Source organism: uncultured Tenacibaculum sp., from assembly GCF_947494125.1.
In the GTDB taxonomy this organism is placed as follows: domain Bacteria; phylum Bacteroidota; class Bacteroidia; order Flavobacteriales; family Flavobacteriaceae; genus Polaribacter.
In genome coordinates, this window is the sequence record NZ_CANLTU010000008.1 from 1 (window position 1) to 23,481 (window position 23,481).

Genomic DNA, 23,481 nt, shown 5'->3' on the forward strand with positions numbered 1-23,481 from the left:
ATAATTATAGAATTACAAGTAGTATAATTGTACAGTTTTATCGAGACGTCATAAGTTCTTTTTCATAGCAATTTTTCTACTCAATCTTTGGGTGTTTTTTTATTTTTAATACTGTTTATTTTTTGTTGCAACAGTTTGAGAAGCCTAGTATTTATAGTAGTTTACATAGATTCCTCTTTAAAATATTTTGGAACAGTTTTGTTGCAAACTGTTGCAACATTCTACTTTATTAACACCTAATCTTTCTTTATTTTGAATATCTTGCCATTTTATTTATTCACTAAATTATTTTTTAATAATTTAATTTCTTCATTCAATTTATATTCTTTTATTGATGAATTTTTATAGCCTAAAAAACGGTTTAAAATTTCTTTATTCGTAAATATATTTATATGAATATCTTTATTTAAATCAATAATCATGTTTCTAATCTCTATCTTTTGTTCATCTGTTTCAACTACTAAATAGTTTATATCAGACAAACCAAACTCAAGCCCATTTTCCCTAATTTTATTTTGATATTCTTCTTTATTTTCTTCAAATTTTTTTGGCTCCAATGACAAAGGACTATCTTCTGAATCATTAAAAGGAACAAATCTCCACTCTTTTTCTTCAGCAAATATGTAATTATCATTTTTATAATTCACTGAAACAACTTTTCCTTTATAATTTTTAGTAAAAGCCATCTGATATTCTAAATGCTCAAAACTTCTTTTCCGTTCTTCATAAAGAGGTGTATTTAAAACTTCATTTCCTAGTATTAAATCATTGTAATGATGATATGTGGTAAATAACGACTCTGTAATAATAGAAGCTTGCTGACAATAATGAACTTGATTACAACCATTTTCTATAGCCCAATTTAGATCAATACCAATAATACAATCACCATACCTATATAAATGATTATGTATTGATGAAATTGGTATCTCAGAAAAACTTATCATTGGAAAAATATGTTCATAAAAATATTCTGTATATTCAGGTTCACCAATATAAAAATCTTCTTTACTAAAACTAACTCTAAATTTCATTTCTGAAATTATGCTTTTTAAACTTTTAAAACTTGTCTGCTATATAAGTGTATCTGATGATAATCCCATATTATTTTTTAATCTTTTTAAATAAATTTTTAAACCAGTTTGTTTTATTCTTTAAATAAAAATTCCTTCTAAAATTAGTTTCAATTTTTTTTATAGATGTTGGCAAAGTCCCATTATTAATTTCCGTTCTTAATTCATCTAAATTATCCCATCCTTCTGGTGGATTATGACTGTTTTTATAAATATGAAATCTATTCACGCCTTTATCAATATCATTACAGCTACTTATAATTTCATCAATAGTTTCAATATCTTCCATTTCAATAAACAACTTTAGTGTCATACATTTAAATTCAAAATCAATAAAATTATTCTTTATTGTTTTTGCAATATCATTTAAAATTTTATGATCATGTAACCCAAATTCAGTCTGATTCAAAAACCTTTCTAATGAATTTTTTAAAGTTTGATAACTTTTATAAAAACTCCTAATTTCCAACAATCTATTTTCTTGTAATTTAGAATAAGAAATCTCTTTTTTCTTTATACTCCAGCTTGAAATTACTTTTAATACACTTCCTAACACCCCTAAAAGTACCGTTATTTGTGCCCAATTTTTAATTACTATATCATACCATTTATCTACTTCATTCATATCTATCTTGTTCTTTTTTTAAATCAATAACCCTTTTTAATAAAATAATACCCAAACACTAACATAAGTACTTAAAAGTACAGGGAAATATAAGTCTAAAGATTTTACAAAAAACTTAATTAATGATATTCTCCAGCCACTAGGCATTTTTGGTTCTACCTTAGCCATATATGTAGGCTTTTTTGAACGAGAAGGAATCAAAGTACTTACACTATTCTTATATTTTTCAAATTCTTCATATGCTTTATCTAAATTTTCTTTACTTAACCTAATAAAGAAAGCAATTATGAAAAAGATTAGTAAATATCCAATTAAATGAGAAATATCATTTGCATCTTTAACAGGTATTTTAAATCCTAAAAATGAAATAAAACCTTCTGAATGGCTTACAACATACTTATAAAATATACCAATCAAACTTGTAACTAGAAGTGATTTTCTAACTTTAGTAACATCGGAGAAATCAAAATTCTGTGTCATAATTTATTTTAAAGTTTATAGAGTTATTTAAATAACTCTATAAACCAATTAATAACTTTATTTGTTTATCGCTAATTACTCCTTCCAAATTAGGAAAACCTTTAACAATTATATCTTCTGTAAACTTCATAACTACTTCATGAAACAATTCAATAACAATTTTTGTTTTTAATTCTTCAATCCATTGCTCTTTATTATATTCTATAAACCTCCCTTGAACTTCTTTTTGCGTAGTTTTTAATTTACATTTTACTTCAATTTTTTTTGGAAACGAAACTCCATCAAAAAAAATTGAGAATTCGTACTTATCTTGGATCTCATTAAACGTCATAAAATTGTTTTTTTTATTTATCAAAGTACAAAACTAAAAAAGTCTTAATATTATCTTTACGGTTTTCCCTTACAATAAGTAAGGTTTTACCCTATATTTAAAAAACATAAAAAAACACCTTAGAAAAGGTGTTTTATTCTTAATAAGAATATTATTAATTTCTATTCTTTTGATCATTAATCTTTTTTGAAACTATAGTTATAAGTAACCTCTAGAAAACATTCTGTTGCACTTTGTTGCTGTTTGTTGCACCTTGTTGCAAACTGTTGCACTTTTGTTGTAACATTTTTTAAGAACCCAGTATTTATAATAGTTAGCGTACTATTATCCTTAAATATATTTTGTTGCGTTTTGTTGCAAACTGTTGAGTTTTTGTTGCAAGATGGTTTAAAAACTATAGCTTTTTGTGCTTAAAAGTAGCATACACTTTCCATCGTTACGGAAAGATAATTAATTATTGCATTTTTTCTCGTTCTAAGTGTCTAAATTATCCCAATCATCTCCAATAGCCCATCTTAACGCAGACAATTTTCCATTAATCATCCCCCATTCAAAATCATCCCAATGCAGATTTTCAACTCCGTATTTTTCTTCTACTTTTTTCGCAGACTCTAAAGCTCCTTCCCAAATATTTTTTACAATTGTACTATTTACTGTTCCAATATCAAAGTCTTCACGTTCAATTAATTTTATTTTTCCTTGCTTAATCATTTGAACTCTTATTTGATGTCGATTATACCATATTTTTTGTTCAAGTTCTCTTTCAATTACCATAATTTCACTAAAACTTCTTGCCTCAAATTCCCAATCATTTTCAAATTCAATATCTTCTACCAGTTCACTATTTATTGAATTCAAAGCTTCGGGAAGATTAATAAAGTACTGTGCCTTTGAAGAATCAAAAATTTCTTCTAAATCCTCATGTGGTAATTTATGATTTCCTTTTTTAAGACTAAAGTCATTCTTATTATGAGTAACAAATATTAATTTAAATTCTTGAGCTTGATTTCGAGCCTTATAATCTGAAAATGTTTCAATAATTATAGCATCTCCAATACTGTTTTTTGATAAATGAAAAGGAGCTTTCTTATCTATTGCCCGCTGAGTTGCCCTTAATTTAATTTCGTCAGTCAAAATTAGTTTTTCAGATTTCTCAAACAGCTCTTCAATTCTTTGGATTGAATTAAAAGCATTTTCTCCCAAAGATGGAATTTTGTGGTTTATGTCATTTAATTGAGATAAAACACTATCCTTCAAATCTTGGTCTCCGTGTTCAACTACCATTTCTTTTACTTTATTGAAATGACTTGAAAGACTTTTTCCAGCATCGACAATTATACGGTCTTTGTTTCTGTCAAATTCTTGTGTGATGATTTCTGGAATAATTAAAGCAACCTCATCTCTTTCAATAAATTCATATAAAAGATCTAAAACCTTCTCCCCTTTTGTTGTTTTGGAAATATCCAACCAAACACAAGTATCAATTAAAAGTTTCACCATGATTAAAAGTATGAATTGACAAACTTGACAAAATCAATGATTATTTTTTCATCAGCAGTAAGTGTCAATCGAATTTTCGCTTCGTCACCAACTCTAATGTGATTTAATCTAGTATGTATTGTTGCTGAATTTTCAGGTTCAAAATCTCTAATTGCTTGATTTATGATAGGTAATTTCTCTTTATCAAAAATATAATTTGAAGTCATGTTAATTTTTTGTGTGCCTTAAACATATTTTAAGGATTTATTTTTATTCTCTTCAGTATAGTATTCTCCAATACAATAATGACTACCTTCAAGTTCATCTGGTATAAAAGATGTTGTATAAATTATTTGATAGTCGTCGTCTTTAAATTTTTCAGCGGTTTTTATAATCAGTCTTTGAAAATTTTGAGCTCTACCTTTTTCTATACCTTTATCTTCCATATTATCACATAAAATGAATCTTGGGTATCTCATTTGAGATATTAAAAGACTTGAAAAAAACAAAGAAAATCTTGCGGTATTTTTTAAATAAAAATTAGAACTAGCTGAAAATCTCTTTTTCTCATCATCAACATAGATTGAATTGTCATAATAATTAATTTTCAAATTTTTGGCTTCTTTAAAACCATCTTCTCTATTTAAATCTTTTTTTAATAAATCTAAAGCAAAACTTTCTACTTTTAAATTTATTTTATTTTTTAGCTCTTCTTGTTCCTTTTCTCTAATAACAATAGAATCTTTTAATCTATTCTTTTTTATCTCATTTTCTTTTTTTTCTTTTTGAAGTAAGTCATATTTTTCAGCCATTTCCAACATAGTTAAATATTGTAAATGTAAACCTTCATTTTCACCTTTCTTAATCAATAAATCATCTATTTTTTCTTCCCTAAAAGATTTTACATCTTTTAAAGATTCATTGACTTGCTTTTGTAATAGATTTAGTTTCAAAAGCTCCGATTCCCATTTAGCTTTTTCGTTTATTAAAAAACTATTCCTCTTTTTTTTCAATTTTTTGGATTCTAATATCTGAAAAGAAAGCTCTTGTAGCATTCTTTTAGCAATAACACCACTACTCTGTTCATCAATTTTTTGCTTACATAATTTACAATGGTTTTCCTGTGGTAACTCAAGTTCAGATAGACACTCTGGACAATATTGAAAAGGAAAGTTTTTAAAATACTTTCTTGTAGCAATAGAATTTTCTATTGCATTCTTTTTTTGTTCAAGCATTTCAATAAAACTTTCAGAATCGTTAATTTCATATTTGGTTCTTGTGATTAAATCATCAAGTTCATTTATTTTATTTCTCTGACTATGAATGTTTTGATTAATTTTCTGAAAATTTAACTTACTATCTTTTCTAAAAACAACTCTTTTTTTACCCTCTTTTAATTGTAAAATTTCAATCTCAATTTCTTCTTTCTCAATTTCAACATTTGCTATTAAAGTATTAATAAAGGCCTTGTTAAGGTTTTTTAAATCATCATATACTTTTCTCATACCGTTTAAATCGCTTTCAAGTTCTATAACTTTTTTTTCAGTAATTCTTCTTTCTATCCTATCCGAATATAAATCTGAATCATATACACCTAACAACAATTCTGATACAGTTTGTCTCGTTAGTCCTGAATCAAATTGCTCATACACAAAAAGAGAACTCGTAGGAGATTCCTGATCTATATACATTAACCTTAATAATTGATGCATTGTAATATTATTATCTCCATAAACCATTGGAATACCTAAGTTGTCGAACAACATATTTGAAAAACTCTTTTTATCATCTTGAGAATTATAAGAATACTTATACCATTGCCCCTCTTTAGTAACTTTACTGGCATCATTCATATTTCCCCAGTAAATGTACATGGGTTGGTTTCCAGATTCTCTTACAAACCTTTTTATCGTTACTATTATTCCATTTAATTCAACTTCAGCCCAAACCTCATTACATTTTAATGCTTCAGTCGTCCAATTCTTAATAACTCCACCTAATGCATAAAATATAAAATAGGTGACAGTAGATTTCCCACTACTATTATCACCTCTAATAATATTTACACCTTTTCTATATTTTTCATCATAAGCTACTAATCCAGTATAAGTTAAGACTCTTAACCTTTTAAGAAATAATTTATTAAATGTCATATCTAAATTCTAGTAAATTTGTTCTATCCTTTAAACCATTCTTTCCATACAATGGCATAAAATAAAAGTAGGATGTCATTATTTTTATTATATTATCTTCTCTATCAGTATTTTCTCGCAAATCCTTTATTAATAAGCTTAAAGTTTTTTTATCAACGTTTGTAATTCTATTAGCAATTAGATAATCTTTATTAATGACACCGTAAGAAGCAAGTGTTTTTATTGCATTGAGTTGGTAAGGCTGCATCCTGACAAATAACTTATTAGGGTTCATTATTGCCTGGTATGGGTTTTCTTTTGATGGAAACAAATTTTTAATTATTCTATCTTCTGATTTAACCCCAAATCTAATCTTAGAGACCTCTTGTGGAAAGGTTAAATAAAAATCCCAAATTCTAATTCTTTCTATTTCTAAACTTTCACCAGAAAACCTATTTAATAGAGAAGCAATTCTAAAAATTGTGTGATAAATATCAAAAGCTTGATTATATATTATCATAATTCCATTTAATGTGACAACGTCCAGTTAAATAATAAACCATACCTCTTATTTCTTCTGAGTTTAAGTTTAAGATAGTATCTTCAGCTCCTTCTTTATTTAAGCGTTCATTAATCGGTTCAATTATTTTTTCTCTTACGGATTGAAGAATTTCTTTTTTACTAACTTCCTCTTCTATTAAAGGAAAAATTAAGTCTAAAAAAGTAGTTTTAATAACTGCTAATAACTCTACATATATAAATTGTGCAGATTCATAATTCCTAAATTTATACATTTTCTTTGCAAACATCTCTTTTTGTTCACTTGCGTCTGAAATGAAATTTTGAGAAAAACCGCCATCAGTAAGTTTTTGTTCTAACCCAATAATATCCTTATCAACAAGGTATCTATTTAATTCTTCACAAACATCCTCTAGTTTTGTTTCATCATTAACTTCAGCTATCAAAGCCTCAAATAATCTACTTAATCTTGTTCTGTAGTTATTATTGATAAATTCATTTTTTACATATTTATTCCCACCAACAACATCTCCATCTCTTCCAATTGAAATCTCAGATTGTGTTTTATTACTTTTTAACATTCTTCATTTTCTTGTCTCCACCAACAACATCTCCATCTCTTCCTATTTTAATGTTACTTTGTTTGTTTTTAGACTTATTTTTAATAGAGACAGTAATAAATGCTCCAGCCCCAATCAGTACTATAACTGCTAATATAATTTCTGTCAAATTGTTAGAAATATTCATATATAATTTTTATTTGTAGTATAAAATAAAAACATCTAAAATAAAGGCTTCACATACTCTGCCCTGTACCTTAATATATTAATAAATTATAAGATTGTTTTTTTTAATTTTCAATATTAAACTAAAAACACTAAATAAAATAATGTAAAACCGTACCATAAGTAAGGTTTTACCCTATTTTTAATTAGGTTAAAATCCTCTTGTATAATTTATAGTTTTTAAACCACCTTACAACAAAATCTCAACAGACTATTAATACTATACATTACAGAATATAAAACTATATATAAAGGAGAGCGAGGCTTTTTTTATACATGAGAACAAAACCCCACGCCCCAAAGAGTACTATATAACAAATTTATTTTAGTATTATACTCATGTTTATACCTACATAAACACACTGAAAATCAGCGCTTTTTTTATTTTTATTCAACAAGAGTACAATAAGTACAGATTTTTAAAAAATATTTTATTAACGAGCTAAATCTTTTACTTTAAAAGAATATTATCTAGATTAGAAATTTCATCATTCAATAAATTATCTACTATATGAACATAAATCATAGTCTCAGTTATCATAGAATGTCCTAATATTTTTTGTAAATTTTCTACCCTACCTCCTTTTATCAAAAAATTTGTTGCAAAAGTATGTCTAGCTACATGAAAAGTTAAGTGCTTTTGTACTCCAGCGTTCTTAGCTATCTCTTTTAATATTTCATTAATATCTTGATCGTAATATTTTCCTTTAAACAAGGTTTCATCATTAATAAAGATTTTTGATGTATTATTGAGTTTAATTTTATGAAATTTCTTAGTTTTTTGAATTTTAAAAGCTAAATAATCTCCAACTATATTTTCTGTTGTTAATCTTTGAATATCTGATATCCTCAAACCAGTAAAACAAGAAAAAAGAAATCGGTCTAAAACATTTTTATAATCATCTGGAACAAATTTACTTTCTCTATATTCAAAAAGTGTTTTCAACTCTTGTTCATCTAAAAAAACTCTATTTGATTTAAATCTCTTTACAACAATTTCAGAGTAATTTAAAGGTGTTTTTATTCCTTTTTTATTAGCTATATGTAAGTATTTCTTTAAATTTTTTAAAGCTGTTGAAATAGTATTGTCTTGGTTTTTTAATGTCTTTTTACAATAAGATTTAAATTCTTTTATTAAATCTTCAGTAATATCTTGAAAAAAAATCCTACTCTTAAACTTTTTTATCTTACGCAAAGTTGACTCTTGTTGCGCATGAGTACTATCTTCAATAATATTTTTTTGCTTTTTTAATTCATCTTCATAAAACTTTATAAAATCAGTTTTTGAAGTAGGATTGGTTAAATCCTCTACTAATTTATCTAAAGTTAAATATGAATCACTCAACCTATAACTAATAGCTATCTTATTAATATCTGATAGCTTTTTACCAATAATCAAATTATAATCTTTTGCTATTTGGGAATTACCTCGTACTTGCTGCTTTTTAGAATCAAACATTTTAGGTTTTATGTAAATATTTAAAGGAAGTCTTTTTCTTTTCCCCTCAATAAAAATTTGAACATATAAAGCGCAAGTTCCATCAGCCCTTATGTAATCGTTTTTAGCTACAATCTTACAAGTAAACTTCCCACTCGACTTTTTTGGGCCGTCTATTGGGACGTTTTTTACATTATGTATATTTCTCATGTTATTTTCAATATTAAACAAAAGTAACAAAACCTTTTGCTTTACAGCGTTTTAACTACAAATCAAAAAACCGATAAAAAACAACAATTATCTATAGTGACCCAGAGAGGATTCGAACCTCTAACCGTCAGAGCCGAAATCTGATATTCTATCCAGTTGAACTACTGGGCCTACAATATTTAAACTAAGTTTTTACGCACTATAGTTGATATAGCTTTACCATCGGCTTTTCCTGCTAATTGCTTAGATACAATTCCCATTACTTTACCCATATCTTTCATTCCTTCCGCTCCAACTTTTTCTATGACTACCTTTACAACTTGTTCTATTTCTTCTTCAGATAATGCTTCTGGTAAGAATTGCTCTAACACGGCTGCTTCTGCTAATTCAGGTTCAGCTAAATCTTCTCTCCCTTGCTCTGAAAAAACAGCTGCACTATCTTTTCGCTGTTTTACCTGTTTCTGTATAATTTTCAATTCTTCTGCTTCCGACATTTCTCCTGCTCCTACTTCTGTATTGGATAACATAAAAGCTGACTTTAATGCTCTTAAGGCTGTTAAGGCTACTGTATCTTTAGATTTCATAGCTTCTTTCATTTTATCCATTACTTGTTTTTGCAAACTCATAGTTATTATTTTTATTATTAAAAAATTCCCGAAAAATTCGGGAATTTAAAAATATATTTTATTATTTAATTAATCTACGTTATCGTGTAAAAATGAATTATTCGTACGTGATATGTCATTATTATCAGTATTTAACGCTGTATCTGATTTACTAATATCTGAACCTGAATCAATATCAACACCAAGTCTCTTATAAGCTGGTTGCTTTTCAATATCATCTATATTTTTACTAACCTGATCGTTAAACTTATAATTAAAGCCTTTCATTTTTTCACGTCTTTCTTGCGCTCTTTTTTGCAATTCAGAAATGGTTAAACTTAATGGAGAAACTTCTTCACTCGTTGTTTCTATATCATTAATCTTTTCTTGCACTTTGTTTGTTACTTCAAATTGCAATTCTTCTTCAATTTCTTCTTTTATAACTGGCGTAGAACTCTTCCCTATAGTTGGTTGCACATCAAAATCATCTAGCACATAACGCTTCTCTACTTGATGCGACTTTATATCTTCTGCTACTACCTCTATGTTTTTTATCTCATTTGTAGTTTCTACTAAACGAGTTGTAGGAGTAACTTCTTCATAAGAATTCAATGGCAAATCGAACAATAAGTCTTGTTGAATTGGCTGTTGCAGTTTTACAACTTCCTTTTGTTCAATTTTTTGTTCTGTTATATTTGTTATAATAAAATCATCTTCTGATATTTTTTCTAAAGCGATTTCATCATATACAACATTAATGCTTTTTATTACTTCTGTAGTAGGTACTAAATTAAACTTTGGCTTTTCTTCTTCTTCCTCTAAAACATGCACAACCTTGTTATTTGTAGGTTTTATAGTTAAAGGTTCATTTATACTTGGCGCAGTTTCTATTTTCTTTTCACCAAAATTATAAGTAGCTTTTTGCTCATCTTCTAAAGTATGAACAATTTTCTTTACTTCTGTATTTGTTATTGTACCTTGTTGATCTGCTGTAAATCCAGTTGCTACAATAGTTACTGCTATACCATCCTCTAACAATTCATCTTCACCTATACCCATTATGATGTTTGCATCATAACCTGCTTCAGTTTGAATATAATCGTTAATTTCTCCTATTTCATCTAAAGTTACTTCATTTGCTCCTGAAACAATTAACAACAATACATTCTTAGCTCCTGTAATTTTATTGTCATTTAATAATGGAGAATCTAAAGCTTTAACAATGGCATTTTTAGCACGGTTTGCCCCTGTTTCTTTAGCCGACCCCATAATTGCAGTACCACTATTTGATAGTACCGTTTTTGCATCATGTAAATCGATATTTTGTTTATAGTGATGTGTTATTACCTCTGCAATACCTTTTGCAGCTGTAGCTAAAACTTCATCAGCTTTAGAGAAACCTGCTTTAAAACCTAAATTCCCGTATACTTCACGTAATTTATTGTTATTAATTACAATTAAGGAATCTACATTATCACGTAATTCATCAATTCCTTTTTGAGCTTGTTTTGAGCGCATTCTCCCTTCAAACTGAAATGGCATTGTAACGATTCCTACCGTTAAAATATCCATATCCTTTGCTATTTTAGCAATAATAGGAGCTGCTCCAGTTCCAGTACCACCTCCCATACCAGCAGTTATAAAAACCATCTTAGTATGCGTGCTTAACATCTGCTGAATTTCTTGGATACTTTCAGCAGCTGCTTGTGCTCCAACCTCTGGATTTGCCCCAGCTCCTAACCCTGAGGTTAAATGTGCTCCTAATTGAATTTTATTAGGAATTGGACTATTTTCTAGTGCTTGTGCATCAGTATTACAAATTACGAAATCTACTCCGTGAATTTGTTTACTAAACATGTGGTTTACTGCATTACTTCCTCCCCCACCAACACCAATTACTTTAATGGCATTCGATTGTGTTTTTGGCATGTCGAATGAAATGTTATTGAATTCTGTGCTCATAATAACTTTTCTTTAATTAATTCTTATTCATTTTACACTCCTCTTTAGGGGATAAATAGGAGTAATTTTTACTATATATTTAACTATTCTATTCTGCGTTGTCTAAAAATTCTTTGAATCTTTCCGTAAATTTTTCAAAAAACGATTTAGACTTTTCTTTTGTTTTATACTCGCTCTCTTTTACTTCTTTCAAAACTTCCTTTTCTTCAATTTCCTCTGGTTCATCATTTATCTGTTCTTCTTCAACCTCATATTCTACTTCGCAAGATTCCTTTTGCAATCCTTCCATTAACAAACCTACAGCTGTTGCATATGATGGACTTGATAAAGCCTCTTCTGAATCTCCAGCTAAATGCTCATTTGGATATCCTATACGAACATCCATTCCTGTAATATATTCAACTAACTGTCGCAAATGCTTTAACTGAGATCCTCCTCCTGTTAAAACAATACCAGCAATTAGTTTTCCCTTTTGAGTTTCGTGCCCGTAATTTTTTATTTCTAAATATACATGCTCTATAATTTCTTGTACTCTTGCATGTATTATTTTAGATAAATTCTTTAACGTTATCTCTTTCGGTTCTCTTCCTCTTAATCCTGGAATCGATACAATTTCTGTTTCTTTATTCTCTCCAGGCCATGCTGAACCAAACTTAATTTTTAATAGCTCTGCTTGTTTTTCAATTATGGAACAACCTTCTTTTATGTCTTCCGTAATTACATTCCCTCCAAAAGGAATTACTGCCGTATGGCGAATAATTCCATCCTTGAAAATTGCTAAATCTGTTGTTCCTCCTCCTATATCAATTAAAGCAACTCCTGCTTCTTTTTCTTCTTGACTCAAAACTGCCGAAGCTGATGCTAAAGGTTCTAATGTTATGTCTGACAAACTCAACCCTGCACTTTTCACACAACGTCCAATATTTCTAATTGAAGAAACTTGTCCTACTACTACATGAAAATTTGCTTCTAATCGCCCCCCATACATCCCTATAGGTTCTTTTATTTCTGGCTGACTATCTACTTTAAACTCTTGTGGTAAAACATGAATTATTTCTTCACCTGGAAGCATTACTAATTTATGTACTTGACCTACTAAGTTTTCTATATCATCTTCATTTATTACTTCATCTGATTTTTCTCTTGTGATATAATCACTATGATGTAAACTTCTAATGTGTTGCCCTGCTATACCTACTACAACATTTTCTATTTGTTGTCCAGAAACACTTTGGGCTTCATCAATTGCTTGTTGAATTGAATGAATTGTTTGTGTTATGTTATTTACCACACCTCGTTTTACACCTAAACTTTTAGCTTTACCTATACCTAAAACCTCCAATTTACCATATTCGTTTTTACGACCAATCATGGCAACAATTTTGGTTGTACCAATATCTAAACCAACTGCAATTTTATTGTTTTCCATCTTGATTTTGTTTTGTGCACACAACTTGGTTGTGGTATTTTACATTTATTGTCTTATATTTTTTAATCGTTTTATCAACTAAGGCTTTATTGTAAAATGCCATCAGTTTTTTAAACTTTATATCTATATCTTTCAGCTTGCCAAAAATCACTTTATAATTACCGCTACGAACCGTAAATACATATTCATTTTGAGCATTTTTTTGAATTGCAATGATTTCTTTTGTTAAAAAATCATTCCTTTCAATTACTTTTATTAACGTTATTAGTTCTTTGATATCCTCAGACTCCCCCATTCCTGAAACTAACGGTACTCTTGCTGAAAAATTTGTTGATAATGGTATTTTAACACCAAAATTATCAACATAAAAAGATTTATCTTTATCAACAATTCGAGCTATTGGTTTTCGCTGTTTTATCACAGTTTTCAACACTCCATCTACTGTTAAAAAAACCGAAGCTTTTTCTACATATGGATTCGCCCTTACATTAGTTTCTAGAAAGTGTAAATCTACTACTCTTTTTGGTTGGTTTTTAACAAATTCTTTATTTTGTATTAACAATTTATCAACTATACTGTGCGTCAAAAAGTTATTATCTCCTGCCTCAAACTCGACCACAGTATTTTTCACCTTTTTACCACCGTTTTTGCTAGTAGTAAAACCATACAAAAAGCCAAAAAACATCAGCAAGAAGAAAAAAGATAAATATGTTATTACTTTTTTCATACTTAATTTATATATTTTTTCTCTAAAACCTCTTTCACTTCATCAACCAATAATCCAATATCTCCAGCTCCCAACATTGTTATAATTTTTGACTCAGATTTTAATATTTCGGCACTTAAATTTTCTTTAGACACTAACTTTTTAGCTTCCAAATTCATTTTACTTAATAACCAAGATGATGTTACTCCTTCCATAGGTAATTCTCGAGCTGGATATATATCTAATAACAATACTTCATCAAACTTAGAAAGTGCCTTTGCAAAATCTTCAACAAAATCGTTTGTTCTACTAAATAAATGTGGTTGAAACACCGCCAACACTTTATCTTTTGGATACATTTCTCGTATTGAATACTCCACGGCATTTATTTCTGTAGGGTGATGCGCATAATCATCTATCAAAACCACGTTATTAGTTTTAATTTTATATGAAAATCTACGTTGTACACCTCTAAATGTCTTTAACTGCTCTTTTACTTCCGATAATTCAACTCCATAAACATCTGCCATAGCCAAAGCTGCCAAAGCATTCATCATATTATGATTTCCTGGTAAATGAAATTCAATGTTTTTTATTTCTGAAGTTGGTGTTTGTACATCGAAAACATATTTCCCTGCATCAATTCTAATATTATATGCCTTATAATCCGCCGCTTCGTCTACTCCATATGTTAAGCCATTTAATGAAACTCCATATGCTACAATTAGCGTATCTGAAACCTCATTTGCAAAATCTCTAAACGACTGTTGTAATACTTCACTCTCTCCATAAATATCTAAATGGTCAGCATCCATTGAAGTTACACACGCTATATTTGGAGACAATTTTAAAAACGATCTATCAAACTCATCAGCTTCTACCACAGATACTTTATCCTCTCCTAAAATAAGGTTTGAATTATAATTCTCTGCTATTCCCCCTAAAAACGAAGTTGCCTTTTTAGGTTGCATTATATGCCCTAAAATTGAAGACGTTGTAGTTTTCCCGTGTGTACCTGCAACAGCCAAGCAAAATGTATTTCTTGTAATTTCACCTAAAACTTCTGCTCTTTTTAGTATTACAAAATCATTATTTCTAAAATAATTCAACTCTTGATGTTCTTTTGGAACTGCAGGTGTATACACCACCAATGTTTTTTCTTTTTCTAAAAAAGAAAGAGGTATGTTTTTAACTGTATCTTCAAAATGAATTTCAATTCCTATTCCTTCTAAACTTTTAGTTATTGGACTTGGAGTTTTATCATAACCTGCTACTTTTTTACCATTCATAGAAAAATAACGAGCAATCGCACTCATCCCTATTCCTCCAATTCCTATAAAATAAACGTTATGTATCGTTTTTAAATTCACTAACTAATTAATTTTTCTATTTCGTTAACTATGTCACTCGTTGCATTTGGCAATGCTAATTCGTTTAAATTCTCACTTAAACTCTGCTGCTTTCCTTTATCTTTTAATAATGTTTCTAAAACTATTGGAAATGTATCTAATTCATTTTCTTTTACTAATAATGCTCCATGCTTATCCGCTATTGATTTAGCGTTTTTTGTCTGATGATCTTCTGCTACATTTGGCGAGGGGATAAAAATAGTTGGCTTCCCTACAATACATAGCTCTGAAACTGAACTTGCCCCTGCCCTAGAAACTATAAAATCTGTTGCTGCATACGCTAAATCCATCCTATTTAAAAACTGGTGCACTTGTACATTTTCTAGTTCATTATATTTTTTATATTCTTCAAAATATAATTTCCCACACTGCCAAATCAATTGTACCTCCTGATCTTTAAAGAAGTCTAAATTTGTCTCAACCAATTGATTTATCTTCCTAGCCCCTAAACTTCCTCCTAAAATCAAAATTGTTTTCTTTGTCAAATTCAACTCAAAAAACTCTTTACCCTCTTTATTTTTTGTATGTATTGATAATAAATCTTGACGAACTGGATTTCCTGTTTTTATAATTTTATTTTCTGGAAAAAAACGCTCCAAATTCTCATATGCTACACATATTTTCCCTGCTTTCTTACTCAGCAATTTATTTGTAATTCCTGGGTAAGAATTTTGCTCTTGTATTAGCGTTGGAATTCCTTTTTTATTAGCCATTATTAGCGTTGGACCACTTGCGAATCCTCCTGTACCAATAGCTACATCTGGCTTGAATTTTCGTATAATGGTATATGACTTCCATAAACTACTTAATAATTTAAATGGAAATAATAAATTTTTAACCGTCAACTTCCTTTGGATTCCCGAAATCCACAAACCTTTAATATCATATCCTGCTTGCGGAACCTTTTCCATTTCCATTTTATCTTTTGCTCCCACAAATAAAATATTTGCTTCTGGATAACGAACTTTTATTTCATTCGCAATCGCTATGGCTGGATATATATGTCCACCTGTTCCTCCTCCGCTTATAATGATATTAATCGATTGTTTCATGTAAAATATCTAAAGGATTATCATCTAAAATTGTTTCTTCTGTTTCATTTTTCGAAGCACTTACACTCAATATCATTCCCAAAGCAAAACAAGTCATCCAAATAGAGGTACCTCCACTACTAATTAATGGAAGTGTTTGCCCCGTAACTGGTAAAATATTTACCGCTACAGCCATGTTTATCATTGCTTGAAAAACTATTGGAACACCAACCCCTATTACCATTAGTGTAGCAAAAATCGTAGTTGCTTTTTTTGCCGTTATTAAAATCCTAAACAGTAATAAAAAATAAATAAACACTACTATAATTGCCCCTACTAAACCATATTCCTCAACTATAATTGCATAAATGAAATCGGATGATGATTGCGGTAAGAAGTTTTTCTGAACACTTTTTCCTGGGCCTTTTCCTACTGCTCCTCCTGTTGCTATTGCAATTTTAGCCTTCTCTACTTGATAATCTTCTTTTCCATCTGATTTTGAAAAACTCTCTATTCTACTTTGCCAAGTACTTACACGATTTGGCATTGCTTCTGGAAAAGCTTTTGCAACTAATATGAAAAATAACAAAGCAAAAAGCCCCATACTTAATATATATCCTATAAATTTTAAAGGATAACCTCCTATAAAACTTAACAACAAGATCATTGTAAAAACGATTGCTGTTGTTGAAAAATTTGCTGGTAACACCAACACTAAAACTAGCGCTACTGGCAACCAAAGCTTCAATAAACTTTCCTTAAATACAATTTGTTTTTCTTTGTTCTTTGCCAAATATCGAGCCACATACACCATTAAAACCAGCCCTGCTAAAGTAGATGTCTGAAAACCAATCCCAACAAACGGAATTCGAATCCACCTACTTGCATTTGCTCCTCCAATAACCGTTCCTTGCGCTAGTGTTACTACCAAAAGCAACACTACCACTGGAAGCATTAATATTGAACCTCCACTAAAATATCTATACGGTATTTTGTGCACTCCATAAATTACTGCAAAACCAGTAATTAATAAAACAATATGTTTTACCAAGTGCCCTAAAGTAGAGCCATTACCAACTACATATACTAAATTGGTACTGGCACTATATATTGGCATAAATGAAAATATAGCCAACATAGCAACAATTGCCCATATAGCTCTATCTCCTTTTATATGTTGAAAGATGTTCTTCATCAATCAGTTTTAATTTGTTTATAAATTTTTTACCGCCTCTTTAAACTTATTTCCTCTATCTTCATAACTATCAAATAAATCAAAGCTAGCACATGCTGGTGACAACAGCACTGTATCTCCCTTTTTAGCTATCTTATGTGACACTTTAACAGCTTCTTCAGCTCCTGCCGTCTCCACTAACACCTCCACAACATCTTGAAATGTTTCTATAATCTTTTGATTATCCAACCCTAAGCACACTATTGCTTTGACTTTTTCTCTAACCAACGGCATTAAATCAGCATAATCATTTCCTTTATCAACACCTCCAACAATCCATACTGTTGGACTATCCATACATTCTAACGCATAAAAAACAGCATTCACATTCGTTGCTTTACTATCGTTTATATACTGAACTCCATTAATTTTTTGCACATTTTCCAAACGATGCTCTACTCCTTCAAAATCAGATAAACTTTCTGCAATAGTGTTTTTTCTAACCTTTAATAACCTAGCCGCCATAGATGCTGCCATTGCGTTTTTAGCATTATGTTTTCCTTGTAATGTTAATTCAGAAACGTTCATTAGTATCTCTTCTGTATTTAATTTCATTATTATCTTATCTTGTCTTAAAAAGGCTCCATATTCCAACTCTTTTTCTACTGAAAATGGAATTAATTTTGCCCTAACTTTATTGTTTTTTAACCAATTCCGAATCGCTTCATCGTCCGCATCGTATATTAAAAAATCTTTTTCTGTTTGATTTTTAGTAATACGAAATTTTGAACTTATATACTTTTCAAAATCATAATCATATCTATCCAGATGATCTGGTGATATGTTTGTAATAATTGCGATGTGTGAATTAAAATTCTCAACCCCATCTAATTGAAAACTACTTAATTCCAACACATATTCTTCATAATTCTGTTCTGCTATTTGCTTTGCAAAACTATCTCCAATATTACCCCCTACACCTACATTTAACCCTCCTTGCTTTAGCAAATAGTGCGTTAATATTGTTGTAGTGGTTTTACCATTTGACCCTGTTATTCCGACTATCGTTGCGCTTGTATATTCAGATGCAAACTCAATTTCCGAAACTACTTTAACTTCTTTTAAATTTAACTTCTGTATTAACGCCACTTTATCTGGAATACCTGGACTTTTCATCACTACATCTGCATTTAATATTTTGCTTTCTGTATGTTGATTTTCTTCAAAATCGATAGTATTATGTAAAAGAACTTCTTTATATTTTTCTGTTATTGACCCTTTATCTGAAACAAAAACATCAAATCCTTTTTGTTTTCCTAAAATAGCCGTTCCTACACCACTTTCTCCTCCTCCTAATACAACTAATCTTTTCATTTACCTTAATTTTAAGGTTACTATTGTAAATACCGCTAATAAGATTCCTACAATCCAAAAACGAGTAACAATCTTACTTTCATGATAATTTAACTTCTGATAATGGTGATGTAATGGAGACATTTTAAAAACTCGCCTTCCTTCTCCAAACTTCTTCTTAGTATATTTAAACCAAGAAACCTGAATCATTACCGATAAATTCTCAACTACAAAAACCCCTGCTAAAATTGGCAACAATAATTCTTTTCGAATTGCTATCGCTATGACTGCTATAATTCCTCCAATAGTTAAACTTCCAGTATCTCCCATAAAAATTTGAGCCGGATAGGTGTTATACCATAAAAAACCTATTAAAGCTCCAGCAAATGCGAATATAAACACCGTCATTTCTCCTGACTTTGGTATATACATTACATCTAGGTAATCTGCAAAAATGATATTTCCAGACACCCAAGCAAAAATCGCTAGAGTAATAACCATAATAGCTGATGTTCCTGCCGCTAATCCATCAATTCCATCTGTTAAATTAGCTCCATTTGAAATTCCTGTTACAATAAAAACAACTACGAATATGAATATAATCCACCCGTATTTCTCATAACCATCCCCTAAAAAACTAAATGCTTTTGCATAATCTAATTCGTTATCTTTTAAAAATGGAACTGTTGTTTTTGTTGACTTATGAGCCTCTCCAAAAACCTTTTTCTTTCCATCTACTTGAACTATTTGCTCTGAAGTTGGCAACTGCTCTTTTATTGTTACATCTGGATGAAAATACAACATAGAACCTACTATCAATCCAAGACCTACTTGTCCTAGTACCTTGAATTTACCCTTTAAACCTGCTTTGTCTTTTTTAAATACTTTTATATAATCATCAGTAAAACCAATTAACCCCATCCAAACTGTTGTGATTAACAAAATAATAATATATATGTTTTCTAACCTTGCTAATAACAACACCGGTATTAAGGTTGCAAAAATTATAATAAGACCTCCCATCGTTGGCGTTCCTGCTTTTTGCACCTGCCCTACCAAACCTAAATCTCTGACAGTTTCTCCTACTTGTTGCTTTCTTAAATAGTTAATTATTTTTTTTCCAAATATTGTTGATATCAATAATGACAGAATAAACGCTGTTGCTGAACGAAATGTAATAAACTGAAATACACTCGCCCCTGTAAGATTAAATTCGCTTTCTAAATATTGAAATATATAATACAGCATTTTAAATTAGTTTTTTAGTTGATTAAAACAATTCGTCACTTCTTCTAAATCATCGAAATGATGTTTTACTCCATCTATTTCTTGGTAATTTTCATGCCCTTTTCCTGCGATTAATATTATATCTTCTGCTTCTGCCAGCTTACATGCTGTTTTTATAGCTTGTCTTCTATCTAAAATTGATAATGTTTTTTTATAATTCTCTGCTGCTACCCCTTCCTCCATTTCTTCAATAATTACCTGTGCATTTTCCGTTCTCGGATTATCTGAAGTAAAAATTGCTTGATCACTTAATTGCGATGCTATAAACGCCATCTTTGGTCGTTTAGTTTTATCTCTATCTCCACCACAACCAACTACTGTAATTACTTTTTCATTTCCTGTTCGAATATCATTTACAGTTTGCAATACATTTTTTAACGCATCTGGCGTATGTGCATAATCAACAATTGCTGTTACCTTATTTTCTGAAACCGTATATTCAAAACGCCCTCTTACACTTTCTAACTCACTTACAATTCTTAAAGTTTCTAATTTCTCAAACCCTAATAAATCTGCTACCCCAAAAATTGCCGACAAATTATAAGCATTAAACTCACCTATTAACCTTGTCCAAACTTCAACACCGTTTACAGTTAATAAAGTTCCTGAAAAACGTTTTTCTAAAACTTTCGCTTTATAATCTCCTAATGTTTTTAAAGCATACGACTTCTTATTCGCTTTTGTGTTTTGCAACATTATTTGCCCATTTTTATCATCTATATTTACCAAAGCAAATGCTGATTTTGGCAACGAATCAAAAAAACGTTTTTTTACATCTCGGTATTCTGCAAAAGTCTCATGATAATCTAAATGATCATGAGATAAATTTGTAAATACACCCCCAACGAAACTCAATCCTTCTGTTCTTTTCTGATGTATTCCATGCGAACTAACTTCCATAAAACAATATTCAACCCCTTCTTCAACCATTAATGACAAATATTTATTTACCATTAATGAGTTTGGCGTTGTATGTGTTGCTTCACATTCCGTTTCATCTATCATTATTTTCACTGTCGAAAGCAATCCTACTTTATATCCAGCTTTTTTAAACAACTGATACAATAATGTTGCTATCGTCGTTTTTCCGTTTGTTCCTGTAATCCCTACTAATTGCAATTTCCTTGAAGGATTATTATAAAAATTAGCAGACATTATTGCCAAAGCAACATTTGAATCTTCAACCTTAACATATGTCACATCATCATTTAAACCCAATGGGAATTCTTCACAAATAATAGCTTTCGCTCCTGATAAAATAGTTTTCTCTATAAATTGATGTCCATCCACAACCCCACCTTTCTGCGCCACAAAAACATCGTTCTCTTCAATTTGTCTACTATCAAAATGAATACCATATACCATCACATCTGTATTACCATGTACAGCACTTACCGGTACTTTATATAATATGTCTTTTAATCTCTTCAACTACGATAGTTTTAAATAAACTGTTCCTCCTTTTAACACTTTGACTCCTTTTTTTATTGACTGCTCTGTTACTTTTCCCATTCCTGAAAACCTAACCTTCAACCCCATGTTTTCCAACAATGCCACTGCATCCATACCACTCATTCCTACCACTTTTGGCATTATTGTTTTATACTTTCTCAACTTCTGATAATACACTTCAAACTCCTTATCAAGACTTGCACTCGATATTTGATCTGATACTAGTTGATTATTTACAGGTGTTGTTGTGTATATTTTTTGGGCAATCTCCTTAAAAACCGGCGCTGCTACAACAGCTCCATAATACCCTTTCTCTTTCTTTGGACTATGAATTACCACAATACAAGAATACTTTGGGTTTTCTGCAGGAAAAAAACCTGCAAACGAGGCTACGTATTTCTTATTAGAATAATGACCATAAACTGTCTTCCCGCTTTTATCTTTATGTTTAGGAATCCATTTTTTTGCTGTTCCTGTTTTTCCTGCCATTGAAAAATTAGAAGAATACACATTCTTTGCAGTACCATTCTTCACCACATTCTCCATAACCTTTCTAACTTTATTCAACGTTACATCTGAAGCTATTTTTTCTTTTACAACTTGTGTTTCAAATCGTTCTTCAACCTTCCCTCCAACTCTTAATTCTTTAACAAAATATGGCCTAACCATTTTACCTTTATTTGCAACTGCATTATAAAATGCTAATGTTTGCAAAGGCGTTAAAGACACTCCATAACCCCAAGCCATCCATTCTAATGATATTGGACTCCAACTTTTCTCTGTAGGATTTGGAATATACGGTTTACCTTCTCCTATTATTTTAACCCCTGTTAATTGGTCTAATCCGAATGATTTAATTTTTTGAATAAACTTCTTTGGATTTTTATCATAATGCTTTTGAATTGTTTTTACAATACCCACATTTGATGAAACTTCAAAAACACGAGCTAATGAAACCTTTCCAAACCCCCCTCTCTTACTATCTTCAACCTTTCTGTTATTAATAAAAATCTTTCCTTTTTCACAATCCACCACATTAGAAGTGTCTGCTAATTTATCTTCAAGAACTGCCATTAAACTTGCCAACTTAAAAGTTGAACCTGGCTCATGACTCTCCCAAACAGCATAATTTCTTTTTTCGTAATACCTCCCTTTTGATGTTCTACCTAGATTGGAAATTGCTTTTATCTCACCAGTTTCTACCTCCATAACCACAGCACAACCATGATCCGCTTCAAAATACTCTAACTGCTTTAGTAACGCATGATGTGTTATATCCTGAACATTAACATCTATTGTTGTTATTACATCACTTCCGTCAATTGGCTCTTTTTCATTTACGTCATTTACCGGTTTCCACTGACCTTTAGCTATTTTTCGCTTCAGTCGCATACCGTTTTCTCCTTCCATATAATCAGCAAAAGCACCTTCAATACCAGCTCCTCCCCTATGATTATCATAACCTATAGTTCGTTCTGCTATCTTCCCTATTGGATGTACACGCACTGTTTTTTGTTCCGCTATAAACCCCCCTCGATACACTCCTAATTTAAAAATCGGAAAGCTTTTCATTTTCACATAGTCGTTATAACCTACATTTCGAGCTATTAACAAATAACGATTTTTCCTTTTTTTTGCTTCTCGTAATTTTTTCTGGTAATAATCTGTCGACTTACCTAACAACCCCGACAATGCTTTTGAAAGTGAACGAATATTTTTTTCAAAAACTTCCGAATCTACAGTAACCGCATCCATTCGAATAGTATATTTCGACATTGAAGTAGCCAAAAGATTACCGTCTGCCGCGTATACATTTCCACGGTTTGCAAAAATCGTATCGTTTTTTACTGTTTTTTCTTGTGAAAGCTTCTTGTATTTATCCCCTTCAACATACTGAAGATTAAAGATTCTAAAAAGAATAACAATAAAAAAAAGCGTCATTAAAATTACAACTACGTAGAGCTTATTTAATATACTTTTTTTTACTACCATCTTTTTATT

22 protein-coding genes and 1 tRNA gene are annotated in these 23,481 nt (G+C 30.1%); all 23 read right to left on the reverse strand.

The annotated features are described in order from the left end of the window. Window positions 1-269 precede the first annotated feature (269 nt). Complete coding sequence (locus Q0881_RS12805) at window positions 270-1,034, reverse strand: abortive infection system antitoxin AbiGi family protein (protein WP_299160912.1); 765 nt, start codon at window positions 1,032-1,034, stop codon at window positions 270-272. A gap of 70 nt (window positions 1,035-1,104) precedes the next feature. After that, window positions 1,105-1,698: a hypothetical protein gene (locus Q0881_RS12810; RefSeq protein WP_299160915.1), complete on the reverse strand. Its 594-nt coding sequence runs from the start codon at window positions 1,696-1,698 to the stop codon at window positions 1,105-1,107. Between the two features lie 36 nt (window positions 1,699-1,734). Next, window positions 1,735-2,178 carry a hypothetical protein gene (locus Q0881_RS12815; RefSeq protein WP_299160918.1) on the reverse strand — a complete coding sequence of 148 codons (444 nt, stop codon included), beginning with the start codon at window positions 2,176-2,178 and terminating at the stop codon, window positions 1,735-1,737. A gap of 37 nt (window positions 2,179-2,215) precedes the next feature. Further along, window positions 2,216-2,509, reverse strand: a complete 294-nt coding sequence (locus tag Q0881_RS12820) for a hypothetical protein (protein WP_299160920.1) — start codon at window positions 2,507-2,509, stop codon at window positions 2,216-2,218. Between the two features lie 474 nt (window positions 2,510-2,983). Next, window positions 2,984-4,009 (reverse strand): PIN domain-containing protein, encoded by a 1,026-nt coding sequence (locus Q0881_RS12825; RefSeq protein WP_299160922.1) that lies wholly within the window; start codon window positions 4,007-4,009, stop codon window positions 2,984-2,986. Window positions 4,010-4,011: 2 nt separating this feature from the next. Further along, entirely contained in the window at window positions 4,012-4,215 is a 204-nt protein-coding gene (locus Q0881_RS12830; protein ID WP_299160924.1) for a hypothetical protein, read from the reverse strand. An 18-nt stretch (window positions 4,216-4,233) separates the two neighbouring features. Continuing rightward, entirely contained in the window at window positions 4,234-6,141 is a 1,908-nt protein-coding gene (locus Q0881_RS12835; protein ID WP_299160927.1) for a hypothetical protein, read from the reverse strand. Beyond that, window positions 6,131-6,640, reverse strand: coding sequence for an ABC-three component system middle component 5 (locus Q0881_RS12840; protein WP_299160929.1), 510 nt, complete (start codon window positions 6,638-6,640; stop codon window positions 6,131-6,133). The genes Q0881_RS12835 and Q0881_RS12840 overlap by 11 nt, the downstream gene beginning before the upstream one ends. Further along, window positions 6,627-7,220 carry an ABC-three component system protein gene (locus Q0881_RS12845; RefSeq protein WP_299160934.1) on the reverse strand — a complete coding sequence of 198 codons (594 nt, stop codon included), beginning with the start codon at window positions 7,218-7,220 and terminating at the stop codon, window positions 6,627-6,629. Before Q0881_RS12845 ends, Q0881_RS12840 begins: the two co-directional genes overlap by 14 nt. Beyond that, window positions 7,207-7,368: a hypothetical protein gene (locus Q0881_RS12850; RefSeq protein WP_299160937.1), complete on the reverse strand. Its 162-nt coding sequence runs from the start codon at window positions 7,366-7,368 to the stop codon at window positions 7,207-7,209. The genes Q0881_RS12845 and Q0881_RS12850 overlap by 14 nt, the downstream gene beginning before the upstream one ends. Before the next feature lie 507 nt (window positions 7,369-7,875). Then, window positions 7,876-9,072: a site-specific integrase gene (locus Q0881_RS12855; RefSeq protein WP_299160940.1), complete on the reverse strand. Its 1,197-nt coding sequence runs from the start codon at window positions 9,070-9,072 to the stop codon at window positions 7,876-7,878. A gap of 97 nt (window positions 9,073-9,169) precedes the next feature. Further along, window positions 9,170-9,243 (reverse strand) — tRNA-Arg (locus tag Q0881_RS12860). Window positions 9,244-9,251: 8 nt separating this feature from the next. After that, on the reverse strand, window positions 9,252-9,698 hold the full coding sequence (locus tag Q0881_RS12865; RefSeq protein WP_299160943.1) for a GatB/YqeY domain-containing protein: 447 nt from the start codon (window positions 9,696-9,698) through the stop codon (window positions 9,252-9,254). A gap of 69 nt (window positions 9,699-9,767) precedes the next feature. Beyond that, the gene (gene ftsZ / locus Q0881_RS12870) at window positions 9,768-11,639 is read right to left on the reverse strand and encodes a cell division protein FtsZ (protein WP_299160946.1); all 1,872 of its coding nucleotides are present in this window, start codon (window positions 11,637-11,639) and stop codon (window positions 9,768-9,770) included. Window positions 11,640-11,727: 88 nt separating this feature from the next. After that, a complete protein-coding gene (ftsA, locus tag Q0881_RS12875) occupies window positions 11,728-13,068 on the reverse strand; it encodes a cell division protein FtsA (RefSeq protein ID WP_299160949.1) in 1,341 nt (446 codons plus the stop codon). Next, entirely contained in the window at window positions 13,055-13,795 is a 741-nt protein-coding gene (locus Q0881_RS12880) for a cell division protein FtsQ (RefSeq protein WP_299160951.1), read from the reverse strand. The genes ftsA and Q0881_RS12880 overlap by 14 nt, the downstream gene beginning before the upstream one ends. Window positions 13,796-13,797: 2 nt before the next feature. Continuing rightward, window positions 13,798-15,144, reverse strand: coding sequence for a UDP-N-acetylmuramate--L-alanine ligase (gene murC, locus Q0881_RS12885; protein ID WP_299160954.1), 1,347 nt, complete (start codon window positions 15,142-15,144; stop codon window positions 13,798-13,800). Beyond that, window positions 15,144-16,235 carry an undecaprenyldiphospho-muramoylpentapeptide beta-N-acetylglucosaminyltransferase gene (gene murG / locus Q0881_RS12890; protein WP_299160956.1) on the reverse strand — a complete coding sequence of 364 codons (1,092 nt, stop codon included), beginning with the start codon at window positions 16,233-16,235 and terminating at the stop codon, window positions 15,144-15,146. The genes murC and murG overlap by 1 nt, the downstream gene beginning before the upstream one ends. Then, window positions 16,219-17,409, reverse strand: coding sequence for an FtsW/RodA/SpoVE family cell cycle protein (locus Q0881_RS12895; RefSeq protein ID WP_299160959.1), 1,191 nt, complete (start codon window positions 17,407-17,409; stop codon window positions 16,219-16,221). Before Q0881_RS12895 ends, murG begins: the two co-directional genes overlap by 17 nt. 18 nt (window positions 17,410-17,427) lie before the next feature. Beyond that, window positions 17,428-18,762, reverse strand: a complete 1,335-nt coding sequence (murD, locus tag Q0881_RS12900; protein ID WP_299160962.1) for a UDP-N-acetylmuramoyl-L-alanine--D-glutamate ligase — start codon at window positions 18,760-18,762, stop codon at window positions 17,428-17,430. After that, the gene (gene mraY, locus Q0881_RS12905; RefSeq protein WP_299160965.1) at window positions 18,763-19,989 is read right to left on the reverse strand and encodes a phospho-N-acetylmuramoyl-pentapeptide-transferase; all 1,227 of its coding nucleotides are present in this window, start codon (window positions 19,987-19,989) and stop codon (window positions 18,763-18,765) included. Window positions 19,990-19,995: 6 nt separating this feature from the next. Further along, the gene (locus Q0881_RS12910; protein ID WP_299160968.1) at window positions 19,996-21,459 is read right to left on the reverse strand and encodes a UDP-N-acetylmuramoyl-L-alanyl-D-glutamate--2,6-diaminopimelate ligase; all 1,464 of its coding nucleotides are present in this window, start codon (window positions 21,457-21,459) and stop codon (window positions 19,996-19,998) included. Next, window positions 21,460-23,472 (reverse strand): penicillin-binding protein, encoded by a 2,013-nt coding sequence (locus tag Q0881_RS12915; RefSeq protein WP_299160971.1) that lies wholly within the window; start codon window positions 23,470-23,472, stop codon window positions 21,460-21,462. Window positions 23,473-23,481: the final 9 nt, after the last annotated feature.

Excerpts from the sequence above, each read along its gene's own strand:
- Q0881_RS12845 (WP_299160934.1), bottom strand. The coding sequence starts at position 7,220 with ATGTTAAAAAGTAATAAAACACAATCTGAGATTTCAATTGGAAGAGAT.
- Q0881_RS12840 (WP_299160929.1), bottom strand. The coding sequence starts at position 6,640 with ATGATAATATATAATCAAGCTTTTGATATTTATCACACAATTTTTAGA.
- mraY (WP_299160965.1), bottom strand. The coding sequence starts at position 19,989 with ATGCTGTATTATATATTTCAATATTTAGAAAGCGAATTTAATCTTACA.
- Q0881_RS12880 (WP_299160951.1), bottom strand. The coding sequence starts at position 13,795 with ATGAAAAAAGTAATAACATATTTATCTTTTTTCTTCTTGCTGATGTTT.
- murD (WP_299160962.1), bottom strand. The coding sequence starts at position 18,762 with ATGAAAAGATTAGTTGTATTAGGAGGAGGAGAAAGTGGTGTAGGAACG.
- ftsA (WP_299160949.1), bottom strand. The coding sequence starts at position 13,068 with ATGGAAAACAATAAAATTGCAGTTGGTTTAGATATTGGTACAACCAAA.
- ftsZ (WP_299160946.1), bottom strand. The coding sequence starts at position 11,639 with ATGAGCACAGAATTCAATAACATTTCATTCGACATGCCAAAAACACAA.
- Q0881_RS12825 (WP_299160922.1), bottom strand. The coding sequence starts at position 4,009 with ATGGTGAAACTTTTAATTGATACTTGTGTTTGGTTGGATATTTCCAAA.
- Q0881_RS12830 (WP_299160924.1), bottom strand. The coding sequence starts at position 4,215 with ATGACTTCAAATTATATTTTTGATAAAGAGAAATTACCTATCATAAAT.
- Q0881_RS12815 (WP_299160918.1), bottom strand. The coding sequence starts at position 2,178 with ATGACACAGAATTTTGATTTCTCCGATGTTACTAAAGTTAGAAAATCA.
- Q0881_RS12810 (WP_299160915.1), bottom strand. The coding sequence starts at position 1,698 with ATGAATGAAGTAGATAAATGGTATGATATAGTAATTAAAAATTGGGCA.
- Q0881_RS12855 (WP_299160940.1), bottom strand. The coding sequence starts at position 9,072 with ATGAGAAATATACATAATGTAAAAAACGTCCCAATAGACGGCCCAAAA.
- Q0881_RS12835 (WP_299160927.1), bottom strand. The coding sequence starts at position 6,141 with ATGACATTTAATAAATTATTTCTTAAAAGGTTAAGAGTCTTAACTTAT.
- Q0881_RS12895 (WP_299160959.1), bottom strand. The coding sequence starts at position 17,409 with ATGAAGAACATCTTTCAACATATAAAAGGAGATAGAGCTATATGGGCA.
- Q0881_RS12805 (WP_299160912.1), bottom strand. The coding sequence starts at position 1,034 with ATGAAATTTAGAGTTAGTTTTAGTAAAGAAGATTTTTATATTGGTGAA.
- murG (WP_299160956.1), bottom strand. The coding sequence starts at position 16,235 with ATGAAACAATCGATTAATATCATTATAAGCGGAGGAGGAACAGGTGGA.
- Q0881_RS12915 (WP_299160971.1), bottom strand. The coding sequence starts at position 23,472 with ATGGTAGTAAAAAAAAGTATATTAAATAAGCTCTACGTAGTTGTAATT.
- Q0881_RS12820 (WP_299160920.1), bottom strand. The coding sequence starts at position 2,509 with ATGACGTTTAATGAGATCCAAGATAAGTACGAATTCTCAATTTTTTTT.
- Q0881_RS12865 (WP_299160943.1), bottom strand. The coding sequence starts at position 9,698 with ATGAGTTTGCAAAAACAAGTAATGGATAAAATGAAAGAAGCTATGAAA.